The organism is Citrobacter sedlakii (genome assembly GCF_018128425.1).
Classification (GTDB): Bacteria; Pseudomonadota; Gammaproteobacteria; order Enterobacterales; family Enterobacteriaceae; genus Citrobacter_A; species Citrobacter_A sedlakii.
Window position 1 is genome coordinate 418,184 of sequence record NZ_CP071070.1, and the last position, 22,988, is coordinate 441,171.

The 22,988-nt window shown below is 55.8% G+C and carries 24 protein-coding genes; 17 read left to right on the forward strand and 7 right to left on the reverse strand.

Annotated elements, in window-relative coordinates:
* Positions 1 to 14 precede the first annotated feature (14 nt).
* The 12 genes from JY391_RS01920 (at position 15) to trpS (ending at position 10,048) form a co-directional block, all read left to right on the forward strand.
* Positions 15 to 797, forward strand: coding sequence for a hypothetical protein (locus tag JY391_RS01920; RefSeq protein WP_060571184.1), 783 nt, complete (start codon positions 15 to 17; stop codon positions 795 to 797).
* Positions 794 to 1,333: a PilN domain-containing protein gene (locus JY391_RS01925; RefSeq protein ID WP_200035609.1), complete on the forward strand. Its 540-nt coding sequence runs from the start codon at positions 794 to 796 to the stop codon at positions 1,331 to 1,333. Before JY391_RS01920 ends, JY391_RS01925 begins: the two co-directional genes overlap by 4 nt.
* Entirely contained in the window at positions 1,317 to 1,772 is a 456-nt protein-coding gene (locus JY391_RS01930) for a HofO family protein (RefSeq protein WP_211935151.1), read from the forward strand. The genes JY391_RS01925 and JY391_RS01930 overlap by 17 nt, the downstream gene beginning before the upstream one ends.
* On the forward strand, positions 1,765 to 2,169 hold the full coding sequence (locus JY391_RS01935; RefSeq protein ID WP_211935152.1) for a HofP DNA utilization family protein: 405 nt from the start codon (positions 1,765 to 1,767) through the stop codon (positions 2,167 to 2,169). Before JY391_RS01930 ends, JY391_RS01935 begins: the two co-directional genes overlap by 8 nt.
* Positions 2,081 to 3,319, forward strand: coding sequence for a DNA uptake porin HofQ (gene hofQ / locus JY391_RS01940; protein WP_211935153.1), 1,239 nt, complete (start codon positions 2,081 to 2,083; stop codon positions 3,317 to 3,319). Before JY391_RS01935 ends, hofQ begins: the two co-directional genes overlap by 89 nt.
* Positions 3,320 to 3,625: 306 nt before the next feature.
* Positions 3,626 to 4,147, forward strand: coding sequence for a shikimate kinase AroK (gene aroK / locus JY391_RS01945; RefSeq protein WP_042286358.1), 522 nt, complete (start codon positions 3,626 to 3,628; stop codon positions 4,145 to 4,147).
* A gap of 80 nt (positions 4,148 to 4,227) precedes the next feature.
* Positions 4,228 to 5,316: a 3-dehydroquinate synthase gene (gene aroB / locus JY391_RS01950; RefSeq protein WP_211935154.1), complete on the forward strand. Its 1,089-nt coding sequence runs from the start codon at positions 4,228 to 4,230 to the stop codon at positions 5,314 to 5,316.
* A gap of 97 nt (positions 5,317 to 5,413) precedes the next feature.
* On the forward strand, positions 5,414 to 6,703 hold the full coding sequence (gene damX / locus JY391_RS01955) for a cell division protein DamX (RefSeq protein ID WP_211935155.1): 1,290 nt from the start codon (positions 5,414 to 5,416) through the stop codon (positions 6,701 to 6,703).
* A gap of 65 nt (positions 6,704 to 6,768) precedes the next feature.
* Entirely contained in the window at positions 6,769 to 7,605 is an 837-nt protein-coding gene (dam, locus tag JY391_RS01960; protein WP_042286349.1) for an adenine-specific DNA-methyltransferase, read from the forward strand.
* 17 nt (positions 7,606 to 7,622) lie between these two features.
* Positions 7,623 to 8,300, forward strand: a complete 678-nt coding sequence (gene rpe, locus JY391_RS01965) for a ribulose-phosphate 3-epimerase (protein WP_042286346.1) — start codon at positions 7,623 to 7,625, stop codon at positions 8,298 to 8,300.
* A complete protein-coding gene (gph, locus tag JY391_RS01970) occupies positions 8,293 to 9,051 on the forward strand; it encodes a phosphoglycolate phosphatase (protein WP_211935156.1) in 759 nt (252 codons plus the stop codon). Before rpe ends, gph begins: the two co-directional genes overlap by 8 nt.
* Positions 9,044 to 10,048 (forward strand): tryptophan--tRNA ligase, encoded by a 1,005-nt coding sequence (gene trpS, locus JY391_RS01975; protein WP_042286340.1) that lies wholly within the window; start codon positions 9,044 to 9,046, stop codon positions 10,046 to 10,048. The genes gph and trpS overlap by 8 nt, the downstream gene beginning before the upstream one ends.
* 69 nt (positions 10,049 to 10,117) lie before the next feature.
* On the opposite strand, the gene JY391_RS01980 is transcribed toward trpS, so the two are convergent.
* From JY391_RS01980 to tsgA, 6 genes are all read right to left on the reverse strand, one after another.
* The gene (locus JY391_RS01980) at positions 10,118 to 10,285 is read right to left on the reverse strand and encodes a YhfL family protein (protein ID WP_211935157.1); all 168 of its coding nucleotides are present in this window, start codon (positions 10,283 to 10,285) and stop codon (positions 10,118 to 10,120) included.
* Positions 10,286 to 10,530: 245 nt separating this feature from the next.
* Positions 10,531 to 11,904, reverse strand: coding sequence for a siroheme synthase CysG (gene cysG / locus JY391_RS01985; RefSeq protein WP_042286335.1), 1,374 nt, complete (start codon positions 11,902 to 11,904; stop codon positions 10,531 to 10,533).
* An 11-nt stretch (positions 11,905 to 11,915) separates the two neighbouring features.
* Positions 11,916 to 12,725 (reverse strand): nitrite transporter NirC, encoded by an 810-nt coding sequence (gene nirC / locus JY391_RS01990; protein ID WP_211935158.1) that lies wholly within the window; start codon positions 12,723 to 12,725, stop codon positions 11,916 to 11,918.
* A gap of 116 nt (positions 12,726 to 12,841) precedes the next feature.
* Positions 12,842 to 13,168, reverse strand: coding sequence for a nitrite reductase small subunit NirD (gene nirD / locus JY391_RS01995; protein WP_042286330.1), 327 nt, complete (start codon positions 13,166 to 13,168; stop codon positions 12,842 to 12,844).
* Positions 13,165 to 15,708 (reverse strand): NADPH-nitrite reductase large subunit, encoded by a 2,544-nt coding sequence (gene nirB, locus JY391_RS02000; protein WP_211935159.1) that lies wholly within the window; start codon positions 15,706 to 15,708, stop codon positions 13,165 to 13,167. Before nirB ends, nirD begins: the two co-directional genes overlap by 4 nt.
* 326 nt (positions 15,709 to 16,034) lie before the next feature.
* Complete coding sequence (gene tsgA / locus JY391_RS02005) at positions 16,035 to 17,216, reverse strand: MFS transporter TsgA (protein ID WP_042286325.1); 1,182 nt, start codon at positions 17,214 to 17,216, stop codon at positions 16,035 to 16,037.
* 293 nt (positions 17,217 to 17,509) lie between these two features.
* Between tsgA and ppiA the strand changes: the two genes are divergently transcribed.
* The 5 genes from ppiA (at position 17,510) to argD (ending at position 20,849) form a co-directional block, all read left to right on the forward strand.
* On the forward strand, positions 17,510 to 18,082 hold the full coding sequence (ppiA, locus tag JY391_RS02010; protein ID WP_042286322.1) for a peptidylprolyl isomerase A: 573 nt from the start codon (positions 17,510 to 17,512) through the stop codon (positions 18,080 to 18,082).
* Between the two features lie 106 nt (positions 18,083 to 18,188).
* Positions 18,189 to 18,356 carry a FicA/YhfG family antitoxin gene (gene ficA, locus JY391_RS02015; RefSeq protein WP_060571196.1) on the forward strand — a complete coding sequence of 56 codons (168 nt, stop codon included), beginning with the start codon at positions 18,189 to 18,191 and terminating at the stop codon, positions 18,354 to 18,356.
* The gene (locus JY391_RS02020; RefSeq protein ID WP_042286314.1) at positions 18,346 to 18,948 is read left to right on the forward strand and encodes a putative adenosine monophosphate-protein transferase Fic; all 603 of its coding nucleotides are present in this window, start codon (positions 18,346 to 18,348) and stop codon (positions 18,946 to 18,948) included. The genes ficA and JY391_RS02020 overlap by 11 nt, the downstream gene beginning before the upstream one ends.
* A gap of 31 nt (positions 18,949 to 18,979) precedes the next feature.
* A complete protein-coding gene (pabA, locus tag JY391_RS02025; protein WP_200035618.1) occupies positions 18,980 to 19,543 on the forward strand; it encodes an aminodeoxychorismate synthase component 2 in 564 nt (187 codons plus the stop codon).
* Between the two features lie 85 nt (positions 19,544 to 19,628).
* Positions 19,629 to 20,849 (forward strand): bifunctional acetylornithine/succinyldiaminopimelate transaminase, encoded by a 1,221-nt coding sequence (argD, locus tag JY391_RS02030; RefSeq protein WP_060571198.1) that lies wholly within the window; start codon positions 19,629 to 19,631, stop codon positions 20,847 to 20,849.
* A 13-nt stretch (positions 20,850 to 20,862) separates the two neighbouring features.
* Here the strand turns inward: argD and JY391_RS02035 are convergent, their stop codons facing one another.
* The gene (locus JY391_RS02035; protein WP_042286307.1) at positions 20,863 to 22,950 is read right to left on the reverse strand and encodes a YccS/YhfK family putative transporter; all 2,088 of its coding nucleotides are present in this window, start codon (positions 22,948 to 22,950) and stop codon (positions 20,863 to 20,865) included.
* Between the last annotated feature and the right edge of the window lie 38 nt (positions 22,951 to 22,988).

Consider the following 22,988-nt stretch of genomic DNA (forward strand, 5'->3'; position numbering starts at 1 on the left):
GGAGATCATCAGCGATGGCTTTTAAAATCTGGCAAATTGGTTTGCATATTCAACAACGTGAAGCGCTGGCGGTGGCCGTTGTGCGCGGCGCGTCGGGGTGGTCGCTTCAGCGCTGGTGGCGTATCCCATTGGCGCAATCCACCTTGCAGGAAGGGCACATGCACGACCCGGAACCGCTTGCCGCGGCGCTCCACGCCTGGAGCCGTGAACTGCCGCAGCGACATCAGGTTCATCTCTCGTTTCCCGCCAGCCGTACGCGGCAAAAGACATTTCCCCGACCGTCAATGTCCTTACGCGAACGAGAGCAAACAGCGTGGCTGACGGGCTCGCTGGCCCGCGAACTGGATATGGACCCGGACGCCCTGCGTTTTGACTACAGCGAAGATGCGCTGGCCCCCGCGTTTACGGTCACAGCCGCCCAGGACAAAGAAGTCTCCACCTTGTTAACGCTCGCGCAAACGCTCCGGATCCAGGTCGCGGCTATCACACCAGATGCTTGCGCGCTGCAACGGCTGCTGCCTTTTCTTCCTCCCACGCAATCCTGCGTGGCCTGGCGCGATGAGACGCAGTGGCTCTGGGCGACGCGGTACGCCTGGGGGCGCAAAACGGTGGCGGAGGTGGCGTCAGTCGATGGGCTTTCCGCGTCTCTTTCCCTTACGCCAGACGCCGTGGCGCTGTGTGCGAAAGCGCAGTTTGATCCGTGGCAGGCGATTTCAGTTCGCCAGCCTCCTGTCCCTGAAGAAGGCCACGCCTTCGCCGTCGCGCTTGGGCTTGCGCTGGGAGACGCGCGCGCATGACGTCATCTGTCAATTTTCTGCCCTGGCGACAGCGCCGACGCAGGGCCTGCCTGCGTTTCTGGGGCGTCATGTTTGGCGCATCCGCCGCGCTGGCACTCGCGGCGGGCATGATGGGGTATGCCACCCGAAACGTTAACGGGCGGGTAGATGCGCAGTTATTGCAGGCTGAAAACCAACGGACGGCGGCGCTGACTGCCATAAAACCGCATCTGCAGCGGCGTCAGATGCAGACGCAGCAGGCCATAGCGCAGGAGAAGCGGCGAAAGGCTACCCGGCGGTGGCAGTCTGCGCTACGCGCGCTGGCGCAGCATCTTCCTGAACAGGCCTGGCTGACAAAGATCGAGTACAGGCAAAGCACGCTGGCGCTGAGTGGTAAAACGCTGACCTATGCGGCATTAAGCGCGCTGGAGACAACGCTGCGGGGCTCCCGGACCTTTGTCATCAGCCACACTGGCGGGACGCGTCAGAACGAACAGGGACACTGGCTCTTTGAATATCGCCTGACAGAGAGAGATACGCATGACAGCGCTCTTTGATCTCTGGTGTGCGTTATCGCCACGGATACGGGCCGTTTGCTGGGCGTGCTGGACATTAGCCCTGAGCGCGCTGGCGGCGTATTGCCTGTTTCTTTCACCCGTGGAAAGCGGTGCATCGCTGGCGCAGCAGCGGGCGGCGAACGCTCAACGTTGGCAAAGCCTGCATCGCCTTGCAGAGTCGGCGGCGCATATCCCTGCGTTAACGACGGCAAATACCGCGCCATTCTCCCCGCTCGCTATTGCGTTGCCGGGATTGCGTCTGCGCCACTGGCAGCCATCGACGCAGGGCGGAGAACTGGCGCTGCGCGCAAAGTGGGAGGCGATTCCTTCGCTATTTGCGTATCTCGCAGAACGCGGAATCTCGGTCAACGGTTTTTCCCTGACGGCGGAGAAAAACGCACTGCTGCTGACGCTTACGCTGGAGTCGCTTCATGACTAACAGGCGCTGGCTTCTGGCGGTTATCTCGCTATTGCTCCTGACCGGGATGCGCGATCCCTTTCGCCAGCCAGAGGATCGCTGCCATTCCTCTACACTGGCGCAGTGGCGGTATCAGGGCGTGGTTGGAAAAGGGGAGCGACATATTGGACTGCTGCGCGACAGCGAACATCGATGGCGGCGGGTTGAGCTGAATACGGTGCTTGATACCGGCTGGACGGTCATTCAGCTCAACGAGCAGACGTTAACCGTTCAGACGGGAACAGAATGTGACCCGCCGCAATGGCGATGGCAAAGACAAGGAGACGTTGATGAGGCATTGGATACTGGCGGTACTGTTAGCCATATTGTATCCGGCACAGGCCGGAAAGGCACAGAGCGTCACTCTGGTGGTGGATGATGTGCCGGTAGCCCAGGTGTTACAGGCGCTTGCCGAGCAGGAGCGTAAAAATCTGGTGATCTCGCCGGACGTTAGCGGCGCGGTGTCGCTGCATCTGACGGACGTGCCCTGGCAGCAGGCGTTACAGACGGTGGTAAAAAGCGCGGGTTTAGTGTTGCGTCAGGACGGTTCGATTATGCATATCCATTCCGCCGACTGGCGGAGCGCAGAGGCGGCGCGTCGGGAAGCGGAAAACGCGAGGCGACAGGCCAGCCTGCCGCTGGAAAATCGCCCTATCCCGCTGCACTATGCCGACGCCGGTGAGTTGGCGAAAGCGGGGAGTGCGCTGCTGAGCCCCCGGGGCAGCATCACGGTGGATAAACGCACCAACCGGCTGCTGGTCAGAGACACCCGACCGGCGCTGGCATTGCTTGAACACTGGGCAGGACAGATGGATCTTCCGGTCGGGCAGGTCGAACTGGCGGCGCATATCGTGACCATAAACGAGAAAAGCCTGCGCGAACTGGGCGTCAAATGGACGCTGGCCGACGCTCAGCAGGCGGGCAGCGTAGGGCAGGTGACAGCCCTGGCGGGCGACCTGTCCGTTGCCGCGGCGACAGCGCGCGTGGGGTTTAATATCGGGCGAATAGATGGGCGCATGTTGGATTTGGAGCTTTCCGCACTGGAGCAAAAACAGCAACTTGATATCATCGCCAGCCCGCGCCTGTTGGCCTCGCATTTACAACCCGCCAGCATAAAGCAGGGAAGCGAGATCCCCTACCTGGTTTCCAGCGGCGAAAGCGGCGCCACGTCAGTCGAGTTCAAAGAAGCGGTGCTGGGAATGGAAGTGACGCCTACGGTGCTGGCAAAGGGGCGGATTCGCCTTAAACTGCATATCAGCCAGAACATGCCGGGGCAGGTGCTGCAACAGGCCGACGGCGAAGTGCTGGCTATCGACAAACAGGAGATCGAAACGCAGGTTGAGGTGAAAAGCGGCGAAACGCTGGCGCTGGGGGGCATTTTCTCGCGTAAGAATAAATCCGGTAAAGACAGCGTGCCGTTGCTAGGCGACATTCCCTGGCTTGGGCAGCTTTTTCGCCATGACGGGAAAGAAAATGAGCGCCGTGAACTGGTGGTCTTCATTACCCCCAGATTGGTCTCGACAGAATGATTTATGCATGAAACACCGGTGTTTTTGCACTTAACTCGTTTCAGGGGTTTGACGTGCGCAACTATTTAGCATACAAGGAGTACCGATTTGAGAGTCGGTACTTCTCATCGCCGTCCGGCAACGCTGACTCGGGTTGTCTACAATCTGGTTTGGTGATTTATTCAGTTGCCAAACCCGCTTGAGTATTGAGATAATTTTCAGTCTGACTCTCGCAATATCTTATGAGGTTTCAGTTCATGTCCTGCTGCGCTCAGTGTCGGCGAAGCGGGTTTATCATTAACGATCAGTCTTAGTAGTACCGAAAAAATGGCAGAGAAACGCAATATCTTTCTGGTTGGGCCTATGGGTGCCGGAAAAAGCACCATTGGGCGCCAGTTAGCTCAACAACTCAATATGGAATTTTACGATTCTGATCAAGAGATTGAGAAACGCACCGGAGCTGATGTGGGCTGGGTCTTCGACGTAGAAGGTGAAGACGGCTTCCGCGATCGTGAAGAGAAAGTCATTAACGAATTGACGGAAAAACAGGGTATTGTGCTGGCAACCGGCGGTGGCTCTGTTAAATCACGTGAAACCCGTAATCGTCTTTCCGCACGTGGCGTCGTGGTTTACCTCGAAACGACCATCGAAAAACAACTTGCGCGTACGCAGCGCGATAAAAAACGTCCGCTGTTGCAGGTGGAAGCGCCGCCTCGCGAAGTTCTGGAAGCGTTGGCCGACGAACGCAATCCACTGTATGAGGAGATTGCTGACGTCACTATTCGTACCGACGATCAGAGCGCGAAAGTCGTTGCAAATCAGATCATTCATATGCTGGAAAACAACTGATTCCGGCTTGAGCCTGGCCCATTAGGCTCTTAATACACACTCGGTAAGCGGGTATTAGCTATTAAGGTGGATGTCGCGTCATGGAGAGGATCACCGTCACTCTCGGGGAACGTAGTTACCCTATCACCATCGCGGCTGGTTTGTTTGACGAACCGGCTTCTTTCTTACCGCTGAAATCGGGCGATCAGGTTATGTTGGTCACCAACGAAACCCTGGCTCCCCTCTATCTTGATAAGATTCGCAGCGTACTTGAACATGCGGGTGTCAACGTTGATAGCGTCATCCTGCCTGACGGCGAGCAGTATAAAAGCCTGACGGTGCTGGATTCCGTGTTTACCGCCTTGCTGCAAAAACCGCACGGTCGTGATACGACACTGGTCGCCCTTGGCGGCGGCGTGATTGGCGATCTGACCGGTTTCGCCGCCGCCAGCTATCAGCGCGGCGTGCGCTTCATTCAGGTTCCAACGACGCTTCTGTCGCAGGTTGACTCCTCCGTTGGCGGTAAAACCGCCGTCAACCACCCTCTCGGCAAGAATATGATCGGCGCGTTTTATCAGCCCGCCTCCGTGGTCGTGGATCTCGACTGCCTGAAAACGCTGCCCGCGCGCGAGCTGGCGTCTGGCCTTGCGGAAGTGATCAAATACGGCATCATCCTTGATGGTGAATTTTTCCGCTGGCTGGAAGAAAACCTGGATGCGTTGCTGCGTCTCGACGGCCCGGCGATGGCGTACTGTATTCGTCGTTGTTGTGAGCTGAAAGCCGAAGTTGTCGCAGCAGACGAGCGCGAAACCGGCTTACGTGCTTTACTCAATCTGGGACACACCTACGGCCATGCTATTGAAGCTGAAATGGGTTATGGCAATTGGTTACACGGTGAAGCGGTCGCAGCAGGTATGGTAATGGCGGCGCGCACTTCGGAACGGCTCGGACAGTTTACGCCAGCAGAGACGCAGCGCATTATCACCTTACTTGAGCGCGCCGGATTGCCGGTTCACGGTCCGCGAGACATGTCCGCGCAGGCTTACCTGCCGCACATGCTGCGTGATAAAAAAGTGTTAGCGGGAGAAATACGCTTAGTGCTTCCGCTGGCGATAGGGAAAAGTGAAGTCCGCGGCGGAGTGTCGCATGAGGTGGTTCTTAACGCTATCGCTGATTGCAAGCAGGCGTAACAACAAGAAAGGTCGGACTGATACGGCACACGTATCGGCCATTTAAATTCAGGTTTGGTGCAACGTAGTAAGCATTAACCTTTGAGTGGGGTGTTAAATGGATGAATTCAAACCAGAAGACGAGCTGAAACCCGATCCCAGCGATCGTCGCCCTGGTCGTTCTCGTCAATCTTCTGAACGCGGTGAGCCGCAGATCAACTTTGATGATGTTGATCTGGACGCGGACGATCGTCGTCCCACTCGCGGACGCAAAGAGCGTCTTGATGAGCCGGAACCAGAAGAATACGAATCCGATGACGAAAGTGTGGATGAAGAACGCGTTGAGCGTCGTCCACGTAAGCGTAAAAAAGTGGCCAGTAAACCCGCTTCCCGTCAGTACATGATGATGGGCGTAGGGGTGCTGGTGCTGTTGCTGCTGATCATTGGAATTGGCTCCGCGCTGAAAGCGCCATCCACGCCTTCTTCCAACGCACAAACGGCCTCAGGCGAAAAGAGCATCGATCTTTCCGGCAATGCCGCAGACCAGGCTAACGGGGCGCAGCCTGCGCCAGGCGCTACATCCGCCGAGCAGACCGCAGGGAATTCCCCGCAGGACGTCTCTTTGCCGCCGATCTCCTCAACGCCAACGCAGGGTCAGGCGCCAGCCACGGCAGAAGGCCAGCAGCGTGTTGAAGTTCAGGGTGACCTGAATAATGCGCTGACCCAGCCGCAGGGTCAGGAACAGATGAACAATGTGGTGGTGAACTCGACGCTGCCGACTGAACCCGCTACCGTGGCGCCGGTTCGTAACGGCAACGCGCCGCGTCAGACGGCAACCGCGCCGACAGCGGAACGTCCGACGCCGTCCCGTCCGGAGCGGAAGCAGGCGGTGATTGAGCCGAAGAAACCGCAGGCAACCGCGAAAGCGACACCAGCAGAACCAAAGCCGGTGACCCAGCCGAAGCGTACCGAACCGACAGCAACGTCTAAACCCGCAACGTCCGCGCCAGCCGCGACGACAGCGCCTAAGGCCACGGCGAGCGCCACGCCTGTGCAGAAAGCCGCCCCGGCTCAGACCACGCCAGCGGCAACGACAGGGAGCGCCGGTGGAACGAAAAGCACCGGTAACGTCGGTTCTCTCAAGTCAGCGCCGTCCGGTCATTACACGCTGCAGTTGAGCAGTTCTTCTAACTACGACAACCTGAACGGTTGGGCGAAGAAAGAGAATCTGAAAAACTATGTGGTATATCAGACGACGCGTAATGGTCAGCCGTGGTATGTTCTTGTAACGGGCGTCTATGCCTCGAAGGACGAGGCAAAACGCGCAGTGTCTACGCTGCCAGCCGATGTGCAGGCAAAAAATCCGTGGGCTAAACCGTTGCATCAGGTTCAAGCCGATCTCAAGTAATGTTAAGCGCAGGATGCTGTCGGAGCTTTCTCCACAGCCGGAGAAGGTGTAATTAGTTAGTCAGCATGAAAAAAAATCGCGCTTTTCTGAAGTGGGCAGGGGGAAAGTACCCCCTGCTGGATGATATTAAAAGGCATTTACCAAAAGGCGAATGTCTGGTCGAACCCTTCGTTGGGGCCGGGTCGGTGTTTCTCAACACCGACTTTTCGCGTTATATCCTTTCCGATATTAACAGTGACCTTATCAGCCTCTACAACATTGTGAAAACACGTACCGACGAGTACGTGCAGGCTTCCCGCGAGCTGTTTACGCCCGAAACAAATCTCGCTGAGGTTTACTACCAACTGCGCGAGGAGTTCAATTCCAGTGAAGATCCCTTCCGTCGCGCGGTGCTGTTTCTGTATCTGAACCGCTATGGCTACAATGGCCTGTGTCGTTACAATCTGCGCGGTGAATTTAACGTCCCTTTTGGCCGTTATAAAAAACCTTACTTCCCGGAAGCTGAGCTGTATCACTTTGCCCAAAAAGCGCAGAATGCAGAGTTTCATTGCCTCTCTTATGAAGAGTGCATGAATCGCGCGGATAGCAATTCGGTTGTCTATTGCGATCCGCCTTATGCGCCGCTGTCGGCGACGGCGAATTTTACCGCTTACCACACCAATAGCTTCAGTCCCAAAGAGCAGGCGCACCTGGCTCAGATGGCGGAAAAGCTGGTCAGTAAGCGGATCCCGGTGCTAATTTCGAACCACGACACGCCCGATACGCGTGAGTGGTATAAAGCGGCAAAACATTTTCAGGTCAAAGTGCGACGCAGTATAAGCAGCAACGGCGGCACACGTAAAAAGGTGGACGAACTGCTGGCTCTGTACAAACCAGGAGTCGTTTCACCCGCGAAAAAATAATTCTCAAGGAGAAGCGGATGAAACAGTATTTGATTGCCCCCTCAATTCTGTCGGCTGATTTTGCCCGCCTGGGTGAGGACACCGCACAAGCACTGGCTGCCGGTGCGGATGTCGTGCATTTCGATGTGATGGACAACCACTACGTCCCCAACCTGACTATCGGCCCGATGGTGCTGAAGTCTCTGCGCAAATACGGCATTACCGCACCCATTGACGTGCATCTGATGGTGAAGCCGGTTGATCGCATTGTCCCGGACTTTGCCGCCGCAGGCGCCAGCATTATTACTTTTCATCCGGAAGCCTCTGAACACGTTGACCGCACGCTGCAACTGATTAAAGAACATGGCTGTAAGGCGGGTCTGGTCTTCAACCCGGCAACGCCGCTGAGTTATCTCGATTACGTGATGGATAAGCTGGATGTGATCCTGCTGATGTCCGTAAACCCGGGTTTTGGCGGCCAGTCGTTTATTCCGCAAACGCTGGACAAGCTGCGTGAAGTGCGTCGCCGTATCGATGAGTCCGGCTACGACATTCGTCTCGAAGTTGACGGTGGTGTGAAGGTAAACAACATCGGTGAAATCGCGGCGGCGGGAGCAGATATGTTCGTTGCAGGCTCCGCTATTTTCGATCAGCCTGACTACAAAAAAGTCATTGATGAAATGCGCCGTGAACTGGCAAAGGTAAGTCATGGATAAATTGCAGGATATTCGGGGCGTCGCCTTCGACCTCGACGGCACGCTGGTCGACAGCGCGCCGGGATTAACCGCCGCGGTGGATATGGCGCTGTACGCGCTGGAACTGCCGACGGCAGGCGAAGAACGCGTGATCGCCTGGATAGGTAACGGCGCGGACGTATTAATGGCGCGTGCGCTTGCCTGGGCCCGTCAGGAGCGCGCCACGTTACGTCAGTCCCAGGGCAAACCCCCCGTCGATGATGATATCCCCGCCGAAGAACAGGTCCGCATTCTGCGCAAGCTGTTCGACAGATACTATGGCGATGTGGCTGAAGAAGGGACGTTTTTATTCCCTGATGTCGCCGACACGCTGGGCGCGCTGCACGCGAAAGGGCTGCCGTTAGGTCTGGTGACCAACAAACCGACGCCGTTTGTCGCGCCGCTGCTGGACGCGCTGGATATCAGCAAATATTTCAGCGTGGTTATCGGCGGTGACGACGTGAAAAACAAAAAACCGCATCCGGATCCGCTGCTGATGGTGGCAAGTAAGCTCGGTATTTCGCCTGAGCAATTGCTCTTTGTCGGGGATTCGCGTAATGATATTCAGGCTGCAAAAGCGGCAGGTTGCCCGTCAGTAGGACTCACCTACGGCTATAACTACGGCGAGCCGATCTCTCTGAGCCAGCCTGACCTCATGTACGACCGCATAAATGAACTTCTGCCCGCTCTCGGGCTTCCGCATAGCGAAAATCAGGAATCGAAAAATGACTAAGCCCATCGTTTTTAGTGGCGCACAGCCCTCAGGTGAATTGACCATTGGCAACTACATGGGTGCGCTGCGTCAGTGGGTGAACATGCAGGATGACTACCACTGTATCTACTGCATCGTTGACCAGCATGCCATCACCGTGCGTCAGGATGCACAGCAACTGCGCAAAGCGACGCTGGACACCCTGGCGCTGTACCTTGCGTGCGGTATCGATCCTGAGAAAAGCACCATCTTTGTTCAGTCTCACGTGCCGGAGCACGCGCAGCTGGCCTGGGCGCTGAACTGCTACACCTATTTCGGTGAATTGAGCCGCATGACCCAGTTTAAAGACAAGTCTGCGCGCTACGCCGAAAACATCAACGCCGGTCTGTTTGATTATCCAGTGCTGATGGCAGCCGATATTTTGCTGTATCAGACTAACCAGGTTCCGGTCGGCGAAGACCAGAAACAGCACCTCGAACTGAGCCGCGATATTGCGCAGCGTTTCAACGCGCTGTATGGCGAGATCTTCAAAGTGCCTGAGCCGTTTATTCCGAAGTCAGGCGCGCGCGTGATGTCGCTGCTGGAGCCGACCAGGAAGATGTCCAAGTCAGACGACAACCGCAACAACGTGATTGGTCTGCTGGAAGATCCGAAATCGGTGGTTAAGAAAATCAAACGCGCGGTGACCGACTCCGACGAGCCGCCGGTCGTGCGTTACGATACTCAGAATAAAGCGGGCGTATCTAACCTGCTGGACATCCTTTCAGCCGTCACCGGTCAGAGCATCCCTGAACTGGAAAAACACTTTGAAGGCAAGATGTATGGCCATCTGAAAGGCGAAGTGGCGGAAGCCGTTTCCGGCATGCTGACCGAGCTTCAGGAACGTTATCACCGTTTCCGCAACGACGAAGCGTTCCTGCAGAAAGTGATGAAAGAAGGGGCTGAAAAAGCCAGCGCGAGGGCTTCTGAAACGCTAAAAGCGGTGTACGAAGCGATTGGGTTTGTCGCCAAACCGTAATAACACGCGAAAAACGAAAAAACCGGGAAGCCCCGGTTTTTTTGTATCTGCGCAATTTTTCAGAGTCTATTACTCTGCGATTGGACCACAGCCGCCAATAATTTTGGAAATAGAAATGGCTGGGTGCAGCAGGTAGTCATAAGAGCAGGTTTTATTGCGGTTTTCAACGTGACCCGTACATGCCGTCAGGGTAGCCAGCGCTGCGCCCACCAGTGCCATTTTAATAAACTTGTTCATTTACATTTCCTATGTAAAAAATATAATTTTTAACTAATGATAGAGGTGGTGAATATATTTTCCCCACCCGGATTCGACGATAGCGTAATCTATTTTTTGCGTCAGTAAGGGAATGGAGAAATAAACCGGGGCAAGATGCTTATATCTTTAAATTCATGCGGTTATAAGAAGGTATGATTCCGGACGTTTATTCCTGACGGCAATAAAAAAGGCCAGACAGTGCTGGCCTTTGTGTTCAGACAGTATTAATGGTTGGAGAACCAATTTAGCTTTTCGCGTAATCCGACGACGCGACCCACGATAATTAATGCAGGACTTTCTACCTGCGTCGCCAGCTCGCCTAATTGTGCGAGTTCGCCTTTCACCACACGCTGTTTTACTGCGGTGCCGTTTTCTACCAGTGCGACGGGCATATCCGCCTGCATACCGAATTCGATCAATTTCTGTTGAATAGTAGCGGCTTGATTCAGGCCCATGTAAAACACCAGCGTCTGTTTTTCTGCCGCCAGGTTTTCCCAGTCCAGCTCGCCGCCGGTCTTCAGGTGGCCGGTGACCAGACGGACGCTCTGCGCGTAATCGCGATGGGTCAGCGGGATCCCGGAGTATGCAGAGCACCCGGAGGCGGCGGTAATTCCCGGCACCACCGAGAACGGAATGCCCGCATGGCAGAGGGTTTCCAGCTCTTCGCCACCGCGACCAAAGATAAACGGATCGCCGCCTTTCAGACGCACCACGCGTTTGCCTTTTTGCGCTTCGCGCAGCAGGATCTGATTAATTTCCTCCTGCGGTACGCAGTGGTAGCCCGCGCGTTTGCCGACGAATACGCGATCCGCGTCGCGACGCACAAGGTTCATGATGTCGTCTGACACCAGACGGTCGTACACCACCACGTCGGCCTGCTGGATCTGTTGCAGTCCTTTCAGGGTCAGAAGGCCGGCATCGCCCGGTCCTGCTCCCACCAGCACCACTTCGCCGCGATGATCCAACGGCTCGTTAAGTAACTGCTCGGTGACGTCCGCCACTGCTTTTTCGTCGGTGTTAGCCAGCGACTGCGCCAGACGATCGTTAACGAAGAATTTTTCCCAGAAGCGACGGCGTTCGCCCATGGTGGCGAACTGCTGCTTCACGCGTGAGCGCAGTGTTCCGGCGTAATGTGCGACCTGGCCGAGATGCTGAGGCAGCAGGGATTCCAGCTTTTCGCGCAGCAGGCGGGCAAGCACCGGTGAGGTGCCGCCCGAGGAGACCGCCACCATCAGCGGCGAACGGTCGATAATTGACGGCATGATGAAGCTGGCGGCTTTCGGCGCGTCCACCACGTTACAGAAGATTCGGCGCAATTCTGCCGCATCGCTGACGCGCTGGTTAACCGCATCATCATCCGTGGCGGCAATCACCAGCCAGCAGGGGTCAAGAAGGGTTTCATCAAAGGGCCCTTCGACCAGGGTTAACATGCCCTCATTTGCCCATACGGTGAACTGCGGATCAAACGCCAGCGCATTCACCGTTAAACGCGCGCCCGCGTCCAGCAACAGCCGCGCTTTGCGTTCTGCGACATCACCACCGCCGACAAGCAAGCAGTCGCGGTCACGGAGTTGACAAAATATAGGCAAATGGTCCACGACATTACCCCTTAATCACTGATCAGATTCTCAGTTTGGTTAATTTTCGCCGGAACGGGACGCTCCGATTTTGGCGTAGCATACCAATAACCTAATCCCATGAATACGACACCGGACAAAGTATTGCCAAGAGTTACCCACAGCAGATTATGACCTATTCCTGCCAGGGTATAGGCTTCGCTATGGTGACCGAACCAGGAGAGGGCAAATAGCGTCATGTTCGCCACGGAGTGCTCGTAGCCGGAGGCGATAAACGCCAGCAGGCACCACCAGATCGCCATAAATTTGGCGGCGCCTTCGGTGCGAATCGCCATCCAGATCGCCAGACATACCAGCCAGTTGCATAGCGCGCCTTTAAAGAACAAAACCGTGGCTGGCGCGGTGGTTTTCGCCAGCGCCACGGAGTGCACAATGCTGGTATCAACCGGCAGCAGGCTGCCGCCGCCCCAACTGTACATCAGTGCGACAAACACGGAGCCGACCAGATTGCCGAGCCAGGTTTGCGGCAGAATCGCCCACATCTGACCGTGGGTGATGGTGCCCGCCTTGACGCCGAGCGTCAGGAACAGAGTATGCCCGGTAAAAAGTTCAGAACCGGCGATGATCACCAGCGTTAAGGCGATGCCAAAGGTAGCGCCCATCACCAGTGGTCGTACAGAAGGATCAAGAAGGTTGCCCAGCGTGAAGATCAAGATGATGCCGAGGCCAACGTAGGCTCCCGCCATTGCAGAGCTTACCCAGAATCCCAGCGGGTTTTTTGCCGACAGGCGTGCGATACGCGCAGCGTTAGCCGCGCATTTATTGATAGTGTCAGTATACATAGTATTGATTATCCCTTTTCACTTCAGCCTCTGCGCAGCCGCACAAATGACGTTGTGAACACAATTAACAATGAAAAAAACGTCAAAAAAGGGAGGCGTTGCGCCTCCCGAAAAAATTAACCGCGTAACTGCACAATGCCGTCTTTCACTCGCGCGTCGTAATGCGCGACGGAATGACTTTCGTCTTCCATGCACAACCCGTCGCTCAGGCGGAAGCGTTGTTTCTTCAGCGGGCTGGCGACCCACAGTTCGCCCTGATGCTCTGCTATCAGTCCGCGAGAAAGTACGCTGGACTCAAAGAACGGGTCGATGTTGCTAATCGCGAACACCTGATCGCTGTGATACGGGCGGAATATGGCGACCTGTTCCTCGCCTAACAGCGCGCAGACGCCGGTTTCCGGCAGGATGTCATCAATGTGGCAAATGTCTTTCCACTGGCTCATGCGTTTTCCTCCACCAGAGTGACCGGGATGCGTTCATACGGCGTGGCCGGACGATGCTGTTCACGTTCAGGCACGACCTGGACGTTCGGATCGCGTTTATCGCTGTTGATGAAGTGCTTAAAGCGAACCTGCGCAGAGGGTGTATTGACGGTTTCAGTCCACTCACACACTACGGCTTCGCGCAGACGCGCCATCTCTTCTTCGAGATGGGCGTTCAGGCCCAGCTTGTCGTCAATAATGACGGACTTCAGATACTCGATGCCGCCTTCCAGGTTATCCAGCCACGGCGCGGTACGGGTCAGTTTGTCCGCTGTGCGGATGTAGAACATCATGAAGCGGTCGAGATATTTGAGCAGCGTTTCACGGTCAATATCCGCCGCCAGCAAATCCGCATGGCGCGGTTTCATCCCGCCGTTACCGCAGACGTACAGGTTCCAGCCTTTTTCTGTGGCGATAATGCCCACGTCTTTCCCCTGGGCTTCGGCGCATTCACGAGTACAACCGGAGACGCCGAACTTCATTTTGTGCGGGGTGCGAATACCTTTGTAGCGGTTTTCCAGCTCAACGCCGAAGCCCACGCTGTCACCGACGCCGTAGCGGCACCAGGTGCTGCCGACGCAGGTTTTCGCCATACGTAGCGCTTTGGCATAGGCATGACCGGTTTCGAAACCGGCTTCGATCAACTGACGCCAGATTTCCGGGAGATCGTCTTTCTGCGCGCCGAACAGGCCGATACGCTGAGAACCGGTGATTTTGGTGTAAAGGTTAAATTCTCGGGCGATACGGCCCACCGCCACCAGTCCTTCCGGAGTGATTTCGCCACCAGCAGAACGGGGAATAACGGAATAAGTGCCATCTTTCTGGATGTTCGCCAGGAAGTTGTCGTTAGTATCCTGCAGCGGGGTGTGCTGCGGCTTCAGAATGTATTCGTTCCAGCAGGAGGCCAGCAGGGAACCGACGGTGGGCTTACACACTTCACAGCCGTAACCTTTCCCATGTTTTGCCAGCAGCTCTTCGAACGTTTTGATGCCTTCGACGCGAATCAGGTGGAACAGCTCCTGGCGTGAATAGGCAAAGTGCTCGCACAGGTTATTGTTCACTTCAATGCCCTGTTTCGCCAGTTCGGCGTTCAGCACCTGGGTGACCAGCGGGATACAGCCGCCGCAGCCTGTACCGGCTTTGGTTTCGGCTTTCAGCGCGGCGACGGTGTGACAACCTTTGTTGATGGCGGCGACCAACATGCCTTTAGTGACGTCGAAGCAAGAGCAAATTTGCGCGCTGTCCGGCAGCTTGTCCACACCAATCGAGGGCTTACCGCTACCCGCGTGGGCAGGCAGGATCAGGGAGTCCGGGTTTTCCGGCAGTTCGATAGCATTCAGCACCAGTTGCAGCAGGTTGCCGTAGTCGCTGGTGTCGCCCACCAGCACCGCTCCGAGCAGGGTTTTGTTATCTTCGCTGACAATAAGGCGCTTATAGACCTCTTTGCTTTCGTCGAGGTAAACATAGCTACGCGCGCCCGGCGTTCGGCCATGCGCGTCGCCAATGCCGCCCACGTCAACGCCCAGCAGCTTCAGCTTAGCGCTCAGATCCGCGCCTTCAAAAACGTTTTCGTTGCCAAGGATATGATCAACGGCGACCTGCGCCATTTTGTAGCCTGGCGCCACCAGGCCGTAAACGCGATTGTTCCAGCTTGCGCATTCGCCGATGGCGTAAATGTCCGGGTCAGAAGTTTGACAGGCGTCGTTAATCACGATCCCACCGCGCGTAGCGACCTCCAGACCGCACTGAGTGGCCAGCTTATCGCGCGGACGAATACCGGTGGAGAACACGATAAAATCGACTTCCAGTTCGCTACCATCGGCAAAACGCATGGTCTTACGCGCCTCGGTCCCTGTCTGGACGATCTCTTTGGTATTTTTGCTGGTGTGGACGCGCACGCCCATGCTTTCGATTTTGCGGCGTAGCTGTTCGCCGCCCATCTGATCCAGCTGTTCCGCCATCAGCATTGGCGCGAATTCGATGACGTGGGTTTCCACGCCGAGGTTTTTCAGCGCGCCGGCCGCTTCCAGGCCTAACAGTCCACCGCCGACTACCGCGCCACGTTTGCTGCGACGGGCGCAGGACTCAATGGCATTGAGATCTTCAATGGTGCGATAGACAAAGCAGTCCTGCGTTTCGGAGCCTTTAATCGGCGGGATCCACGGATAGGAGCCGGTGGCCATGATCAGCTTGTCATAGTAAACCGTGCGGCCCGCGCTGGAGTGGATCACCTTTTCCTGACGGTTGATGGTGATAGCGCGTTCGCCGACCAGCACTTTCACGCCATGCTTCTCGTATAAGCCTTCACGCACCAGAGAGAGTTCTTCGGCAGTGTGATGGGAGAAGTAAGATGACAGGTGCACACGGTCATACGCTTTGCGGGGTTCTTCGCAGAAAACAGTAATATCAAAATTGGCAGCGTCGGATTTATCAAGAAGATCCTCAATAAAGCGATGGCCGACCATACCATTACCGATAATAGCGAGTCTGACTTTGCTCATTTTTGCCTCGATTTCTTTTCTATTAATGCCTACCTTAACGATTCAGCAACCCCACTTATTGATGCAAATCAAATTCACCTTTATATACTCCTTAAGGGGTATATTGCTGATTTGTCAGGATTTTTATAAGTCACGGAAATGTCAGACTTTTCGCGATTGTATAAATAACATACAAAATGAGGGGTTTTTCAGCATCTCCAGCTACTCCCGGCGAAGAGAGGCGCTAAGACCTTAGAGGGAGGGGGACCGGACGACAACACGTTACGTTTTATCCGTCTCAGGAAAGATCAGGATGCCCGGTAACCCTACGCTACCGGGCAACTGAATTAATGCATCGCGGACACCTCGTGACGGCGATGGCGGGTGACAAAACCGAGGATAAAGCACATCACAAACACGACGGCATACAGAGCGTTAGCGGTGAACAGCGCCGCCTGCGGGCCGCTGTGCGCCACGATAGGACCGGTGACCACGAAGGTCAACATGGTGCCAATGGTGCCGCAAGTCAGCACAAAGTTAACCAGCTTTGGCGACGCCACTTTCGTCTGCTGGGAGCCCAGCGTAATAATCGTGGTGTAAATGGCGCTTGAGAAAAAGCCCAGCGCGAGGATAAACCACGGCATATGCGCTGGCGTGCCGGTGATAAACAGATACATCAGAACCGCAGCCAGACCGGCGAGCACCGTCAGGATGCGCTGCAAGTCAAAGAAACGCAGGATGACGCTGAATGCCCACATACCGAACATATAAGACATCCAGAAGTTGCTGACCAGCGTACCGGCATCGTTCAGACTCATTCCCAGTCCCTTCGCGTATTCCGGTACCCATGAGATAAAGCCCAACTGGCCCAGGATATAGCACAGCGCGGCAATGGAGAGAAACAGTACGCCGATGCCCCATTTTTCTTTTACTGCCGGTGTATCGCTTTTCGGTGCATGTTTGCCCAGCGCGGGGAATTCACAGCCAAAGGTCAGCAGGAAAATCGCCACATAGACCAGGCCGATGCAGGCATATACCCAGTACCACTCGATGCTGCGGGCCAGCAAAAAGGCGGCAACCATTGGAAAAATCATCCCCGCCATGCTGAAGAAGGAATCGGTAAAAAGCAGGCGCGAGCCGCGCTGACGGCCTTCGTACATCTGGGTGATCAGGAAAGTCCCGATCGACATGGTGATACCGCTTACCACGCCAAGCACGAACATCGCAGCGGAAAACAGCGCCAGACTGTGGCTGAACATCAGTCCGGCCACCGCCAGTACCATCAGGATAAAGCCAAAACGCAGCTGCGTTTTAAGCGGGACGATTTCCATCAGCCAGGCGTTAAGAAAAATGGAGATCAAAATACCGGCGTTCAGGAAGGTGAAGGTATTACTCATACTGGAAACCGGCAGGTTGAAATACTCTGCGATGTTTCCCATCACCATCCCGGTGACAATAACCAGCGCCCCGGTCAGGGCGTAGGAAAGAAAGCTAATCCATGTGAGCTTGATGCGGTTGCTGTTAGTCATGACTGGCCTGTGTTGATACGCACCTGAAAACTGTGTGTATAAGAAAGTAAAGCGCATTGACTGCGCCACGAGCGGGCAGATTTTAGGCGCTTTAGTGATTCATTTAAACTTTTATTGGCAATTAATAAGTGCGTTACATTTTTTATTGTGATCAAAATCACGCATAGCCTGGCGGTCAGTAAGTTACAGATGTTTCTGGTAAGTAAAAATAGGTAAAGGGATGGCCTTGTCTCTGAAGCCTCTTTAGAATCAAAGCACTTGCTTTTTGTTACCGCTCTCGTTAAGGAATTCTCATGCTCAAATCGACCCTGGCGGCTGTCGCAGCTGTTTTCGCCCTTTCTGCTCTCTCTCCTGCGGCGTTGGCGGCGAAAGGGGATCCGCACGTTCTGCTGACAACCTCTGCCGGTAATATTGAACTGGAACTGAACAGCCAGAAAGCGCCAGTATCAGTGCAGAACTTTGTCGATTACGTGAACAGCGGGTTCTATAACAACACCACGTTCCACCGCGTGATCCCAGGCTTTATGATTCAGGGTGGTGGGTTCAACGAGCAGATGCAGCAGAAGAAGCCGAATCCGCCGATCAAAAACGAAGCCGACAACGGTCTGCGTAATACCCGAGGCACCATTGCGATGGCGCGTACCGCAGACAAGGACAGCGCCACCAGCCAGTTCTTCATCAATGTCGCCGACAACGCCTTTCTCGATCACGGCCAGCGCGACTTCGGATACGCCGTCTTTGGTAAAGTTGTGAAAGGGATGGATGTTGCCGATAAGATCTCTCAGGTTCAGACCAAAGATGTGGGTCCATACCAGAATGTGCCGACAAAACCGGTCGTTATCCTCTCCGCAAAAGTCCTGCCGTAATCCCTTTCGGCGCGGGTGTTTCATGCCCGCGCCTGTTTCCCCTTCCTGCGTAACCGCGTTTTGCCGCTTATACTTGGCAGACACGAGACTATCAGGGAGGCGTAAAGTGAAAAAACTCACCGACAGACAGAAATCCCGGCTCTGGGAGCAGCAGCGCAATACCAATTTTCAGGCCAGCCGACGCCTTGAGGGCGTCGACAGCCCGCTAGTCACGTTAACCGCGCCAGAGGCGCTGGCACGCCTTGACGAACTCCGGAGGCACTATGAGCGCTAAAATCGGCGACGATCGCGATCCGTATCTTTACCCCGGTCTGAACGTCATGCGTAACCGACTGGGGATCCGCCAGGCGGAGCGGCTGACGCAGGCGGCATGGGAGCTGACGGCGCTGCGGGCGGCAACCATTGAGCTTGGTCCGCTGAAGCGAGGGCTACCGCATTTATGCGCCCTCCATCGCCAGCTGTACCAGGATGTTTTCGACTGGGCAGGGCAATTGCGCGAGGTCGATATTTATCAGGGCGATACCCGCTTTTGCCATTTCGCGTATATCGAGAAAGAAGGCAACGCCCTGATGCAGGATCTGGAAGAAGAAGGGTATCTGGTTGGGTTGCCCAAAGAGAAGTTTGTGAATCGCCTGGCGCATTACTATTGTGAGATCAACGTACTGCACCCGTTCCGCATCGGCAGTGGTATGGCGCAGCGTATTTTCTTTGAACAGTTGGCCATCCACGCGGGCTATTTACTGCACTGGCGGGATATTCCGGTCGATCGCTGGAACCAGGCGAATCAGGAAGGGGCGATGGGTGACCTTAGCGCGCTGGAGGCGATATTTCGGAAAGGGGTAAGCGAAGTCGAGGAAACTGAGTAGAATAGCGCGGTTTTCTTGTACCGGAGCCGCCATGATCCTGCTTATCGACAACTACGATTCGTTTACCTGGAATCTTTACCAGTACTTTTGCGAGCTGGGCGCGGATGTGCTGGTTAAGCGCAATGATGAGCTGACGCTGCCGCAGATTGACGCGCTTGGCCCGCAAAAAATCGTCATCTCCCCCGGCCCTTGTACGCCTGATGACGCTGGCATTTCGCTGGCGGCGATTCGCCATTACGCCGGGCGACTGCCAATGCTTGGCGTCTGTCTTGGGCATCAGGCGATGGCGCAGGCCTTCGGCGCAACGATTGTCCGCGCGGCGAAGGTGATGCACGGCAAAACCTCGCCTGTCCGCCATAACGGGCAGGGGGTGTTTCAGGGATTAGCCAACCCGTTAAGGGTAACCCGTTACCATTCGCTGATTGTTGATCCTGCCACGCTGCCCGCTTGCTTCGAGGTCACCGCCTGGAGCGAGGCGCAGGAGATCATGGGGATTCGCCATACGACCTGGGATCTGGAGGGCGTTCAGTTCCATCCGGAGAGTATTCTCAGCGAGCAGGGGCATCAACTGTTGGCTAATTTCCTTAACCGATGATTTATGGTTGCCATTTAGTGATTTTTTATGCATATTTTGTGATTATTATTTCACATTGTTTTTTGCATAAGTGGATGGGCATGAGATGGCAACTGAACAAACGGCAGTAACTCGCGCAACTTTCGATGAAGTCATTCTGCCAGTTTATGCACCGGCGGACTTTATCCCGGTGAAAGGTAAAGGCAGCCGGGTCTGGGACCAGCAGGGCAAAGACTATGTCGATTTTGCCGGAGGGATTGCGGTTACCGCGCTCGGTCATTGCCACCCGTCGCTGGTGGAAGCGCTGAAAGCGCAGGGCGAAACGCTCTGGCATACCAGTAACGTATTCACCAACGAACCGGCGCTGCGTCTGGGACGGAAACTTATCGCCGCCACCTTTGCCGAGCGCGTGCTGTTCATGAACTCCGGGACGGAAGCCAACGAAACGGCGTTTAAACTGGCGCGTCATTATGCATGCGTCCGCCATAGCCCCTTCAAAACCAAAATTATCGCCTTCCATAATGCGTTCCACGGTCGTTCGTTGTTTACCGTTTCCGTGGGCGGTCAGCCGAAGTATTCCGATGGTTTCGGCCCAAAACCGGCCGATATCATTCACGTGCCCTTTAACGATCTCCATGCCGTCAGCGCGGTGATGGACGATCACACCTGCGCAGTAGTGGTCGAGCCGGTACAGGGCGAAGGCGGCGTGCTGGCGGCGACGCCGGAATTCCTGCAAGGCCTGCGCAAGCTGTGCGACGAGCATCAGGCGCTGCTGGTGTTTGATGAAGTACAAAGCGGCATGGGACGCACCGGCGATCTGTTCGCTTATATGCACTATGGCGTGACGCCGGACATTCTGACCAGCGCGAAGGCGTTGGGCGGCGGTTTTCCGGTAAGTGCGGTACTGACCACCCAGGATATCGCTTCGGCATTTCACGTGGGCTCGCATGGTTCTACCTATGGCGGTAACCCGTTGGCCTGTGCGGTTGCGGAGGCGGCGTTCGATATCATCAGTACGCCAGCCGTGTTAAGTGGGGTGCAGACGAAGCGGCAGAGATTTGTTCAGCATCTGCAACAGATCGATGAACGCTTTGACGTTTTCAGCGACATTCGCGGCATGGGCCTGTTGATTGGCGCCGAACTGAAGCCGCAGTATAAGGGGCGCGCGCGTGATTTCCTGTATGCGGCAGCGGAGGCGGGGGTGATGGTGCTCAACGCTGGCCCTGAGGTGATGCGTTTTGCTCCCTCGCTGGTGGTGGAAGAGGCGGATATCGACGAAGGAATGCAGCGTTTCGCGCAAGCCGTCGCGAAAGTCGTAAGCGAATAGGCCGCATAGAGCGTCAGCCTTTCATATCGCGCAACCGGCGGCTGAGCCAGATCCCGTGGTGCGGTCGCTGGCGCCAGGCCACCGACGAAATGGTATGCATGGTATTTAAATGCCCCAGCACACGCTGGAGATGCTGTTCCAGCGTGCTCAATGGCCCGTGGGAGAGCATCTCTGGCGCCTCAAGAATATTTACATCCCCAGAGCTGCCCGGCCCGTCATATTCCAGCCGCTGCTGACAACGCTGGAGCGCAATTTCACACGATTGCAGATATCGTTGGGCCAGATCAGGTGTCAGCATTGTATGTTCTCGCGCCAGGGTGGTCATCGCGTTGATATGCTCGACAATGAACTGGCTGTGGGTGACCCACAGCTTCATATCTTCCAGATAATGCGTATTAAATCCCGGTTCCTGCATGGCCTGATTCAGCGAGTTAAACAGCGTGTTGTGGGCCTGGTTGACGCGCATTCGTTGGTATGCCAGCGGCGTCGCCTGCGGATCGTCGCTGAGGATCAGGCGGATCGCCTCCTGGTCCGCCTCCAGCGCGTCGTGGGCATTTTTGCGCAACAGACCGCTTTGCCACTGCGGCCACAGCCAGACGGTGCCGCCGAAGGCGATCAGACAGCCGATGATCGTATCGACAAACCGCGGAATGATAAATTGTTCGCCGTTCAGGGTTAACAGTTGCAGGGTGTACACCGCCGTGACGGTAAACCCCACCGTCGCCCAGCCGTAGTTTTTGCGGATAATCAGATAGCTCACCAGGGTGACGAAGAGCATTAAAAGCAGCGTATACCCTTCGGGGATATGAAAGTGCAGCGTCACGCCCGCGACGATAAGTCCCGCCAGCGTTCCGGCCGAACGGTGCAGAATGCGTACGCGCGTTGCGCCGTAGCCATTTTGCGTCACGAACAGTACCGTCATCAGGATCCAGTACGGCTTCGGCAGGTGCAGCGCGGTACCCATCAGGCTGGCGATACTCAGCATGACGCTAATGCGTCCGGCGTTGCGCAGCGCCGGAGACTTCAGCGACAGATAGCTTTTCAGCGCCGGTAGCAGCGGAAGCCGCCGCTGTTTATCCGCCATCAGATCGCGCGCATAGAGCGGACGCTGGGTGCGAAGCACGCGGGCTATACGGCTGAAATGCCAGTAGCAAAACTGCCCGACGGGGTTATCCGGATGTTGATTGGCGATCTTTTCCAGCGCGCCGATTTGCTTCTGCATGGTGAAGCGCGTGGGCAGGCGATGGTACAGAATGTCATCCGCCAACACCCTCAGACGCGTGGCGACGGTTTGCGCGTTCCAGCGGATCACCTGTTCGGCGTGGCTGCGCTCGACCAGTTTTTGCACCTCTTCCGGCTGGTGCAGGCTGACCGAGATATGTTCTTGCAGATCCAGCGCTTCCTGGAAGGCGCGCAGCATCCGTTTGTAATCGTTATTGTGATGCGCCGACAGCATATGCATTTGCTGGTAGCACTGGGTGATCAGGTCAACCGCTTTCTGCTGGCGCACCAACAGCGGCGGTAGGGCTTTTTCCGGATCGGTGTGCTGGGTCAGCATGCTGTATTTCGCTTCGCAGTAATCTGCCAGTTCGCGATACAGCAGGCTTAGCGATTCGCGCAGCGGCTGTTCGCGCCACAACCAGAACCAGAACCAGTTAAACAGTCCATACCACAATGTCCCCAGCGCATAGATCAGCAGCGGCTCCCACACTGGCATATTTCCCGCCAGACTGAGGGTAAAAATTGCGGCGATCAGCGAAGCGGGAAGCAGACGGGCGTGAAGCGAGCTTAACTCCGCGGTGACGCCGAGGAGCAGCGTCAACCCGGTCAGAATCAGCGGTAACGGTACCGCCTGCGCCAACAACAGTTGCATCGCCAGGCTACACCCGGCAAACAGCGAGGCGCCAATGACCAGACGCTTGAAGAAGCGCTTGTGCGGCGTATCAAGCCCGGCAATGTTACAGCAGGCGGGAACGAGGGAGAAAAGCAGGCCCAGATGCAGTTGGCCTATCAGCAGGCCGACGGCCACGGGCAAACAGAGCACCAGCGTCTGACGTAGTGCGTAGTTGATCTCAGGGTGATAAATCAGTCTGCGCCACATCGGGAAAACAAAAATAGCGCGCTACCAGGTAACGCGCC

Bases quoted from the DNA above. Each gene is read 5' to 3' on its own strand.
- JY391_RS01920 (WP_060571184.1), top strand. From the start codon at position 15: ATGGCTTTTAAAATCTGGCAAATTGGTTTGCATATTCAACAACGTGAA.
- JY391_RS01925 (WP_200035609.1), top strand. From the start codon at position 794: ATGACGTCATCTGTCAATTTTCTGCCCTGGCGACAGCGCCGACGCAGG.
- JY391_RS01930 (WP_211935151.1), top strand. From the start codon at position 1,317: ATGACAGCGCTCTTTGATCTCTGGTGTGCGTTATCGCCACGGATACGG.
- JY391_RS01935 (WP_211935152.1), top strand. From the start codon at position 1,765: ATGACTAACAGGCGCTGGCTTCTGGCGGTTATCTCGCTATTGCTCCTG.
- hofQ (WP_211935153.1), top strand. From the start codon at position 2,081: ATGAGGCATTGGATACTGGCGGTACTGTTAGCCATATTGTATCCGGCA.
- aroK (WP_042286358.1), top strand. From the start codon at position 3,626: ATGGCAGAGAAACGCAATATCTTTCTGGTTGGGCCTATGGGTGCCGGA.
- aroB (WP_211935154.1), top strand. From the start codon at position 4,228: ATGGAGAGGATCACCGTCACTCTCGGGGAACGTAGTTACCCTATCACC.
- damX (WP_211935155.1), top strand. From the start codon at position 5,414: ATGGATGAATTCAAACCAGAAGACGAGCTGAAACCCGATCCCAGCGAT.
- dam (WP_042286349.1), top strand. From the start codon at position 6,769: ATGAAAAAAAATCGCGCTTTTCTGAAGTGGGCAGGGGGAAAGTACCCC.
- rpe (WP_042286346.1), top strand. From the start codon at position 7,623: ATGAAACAGTATTTGATTGCCCCCTCAATTCTGTCGGCTGATTTTGCC.
- gph (WP_211935156.1), top strand. From the start codon at position 8,293: ATGGATAAATTGCAGGATATTCGGGGCGTCGCCTTCGACCTCGACGGC.
- trpS (WP_042286340.1), top strand. From the start codon at position 9,044: ATGACTAAGCCCATCGTTTTTAGTGGCGCACAGCCCTCAGGTGAATTG.
- JY391_RS01980 (WP_211935157.1), bottom strand. From the start codon at position 10,285: ATGAACAAGTTTATTAAAATGGCACTGGTGGGCGCAGCGCTGGCTACC.
- nirC (WP_211935158.1), bottom strand. From the start codon at position 12,725: ATGTATACTGACACTATCAATAAATGCGCGGCTAACGCTGCGCGTATC.
- nirD (WP_042286330.1), bottom strand. From the start codon at position 13,168: ATGAGCCAGTGGAAAGACATTTGCCACATTGATGACATCCTGCCGGAA.
- nirB (WP_211935159.1), bottom strand. From the start codon at position 15,708: ATGAGCAAAGTCAGACTCGCTATTATCGGTAATGGTATGGTCGGCCAT.
- tsgA (WP_042286325.1), bottom strand. From the start codon at position 17,216: ATGACTAACAGCAACCGCATCAAGCTCACATGGATTAGCTTTCTTTCC.
- ppiA (WP_042286322.1), top strand. From the start codon at position 17,510: ATGCTCAAATCGACCCTGGCGGCTGTCGCAGCTGTTTTCGCCCTTTCT.
- JY391_RS02020 (WP_042286314.1), top strand. From the start codon at position 18,346: ATGAGCGCTAAAATCGGCGACGATCGCGATCCGTATCTTTACCCCGGT.
- pabA (WP_200035618.1), top strand. From the start codon at position 18,980: ATGATCCTGCTTATCGACAACTACGATTCGTTTACCTGGAATCTTTAC.
- argD (WP_060571198.1), top strand. From the start codon at position 19,629: ATGGCAACTGAACAAACGGCAGTAACTCGCGCAACTTTCGATGAAGTC.
- JY391_RS02035 (WP_042286307.1), bottom strand. From the start codon at position 22,950: ATGTGGCGCAGACTGATTTATCACCCTGAGATCAACTACGCACTACGT.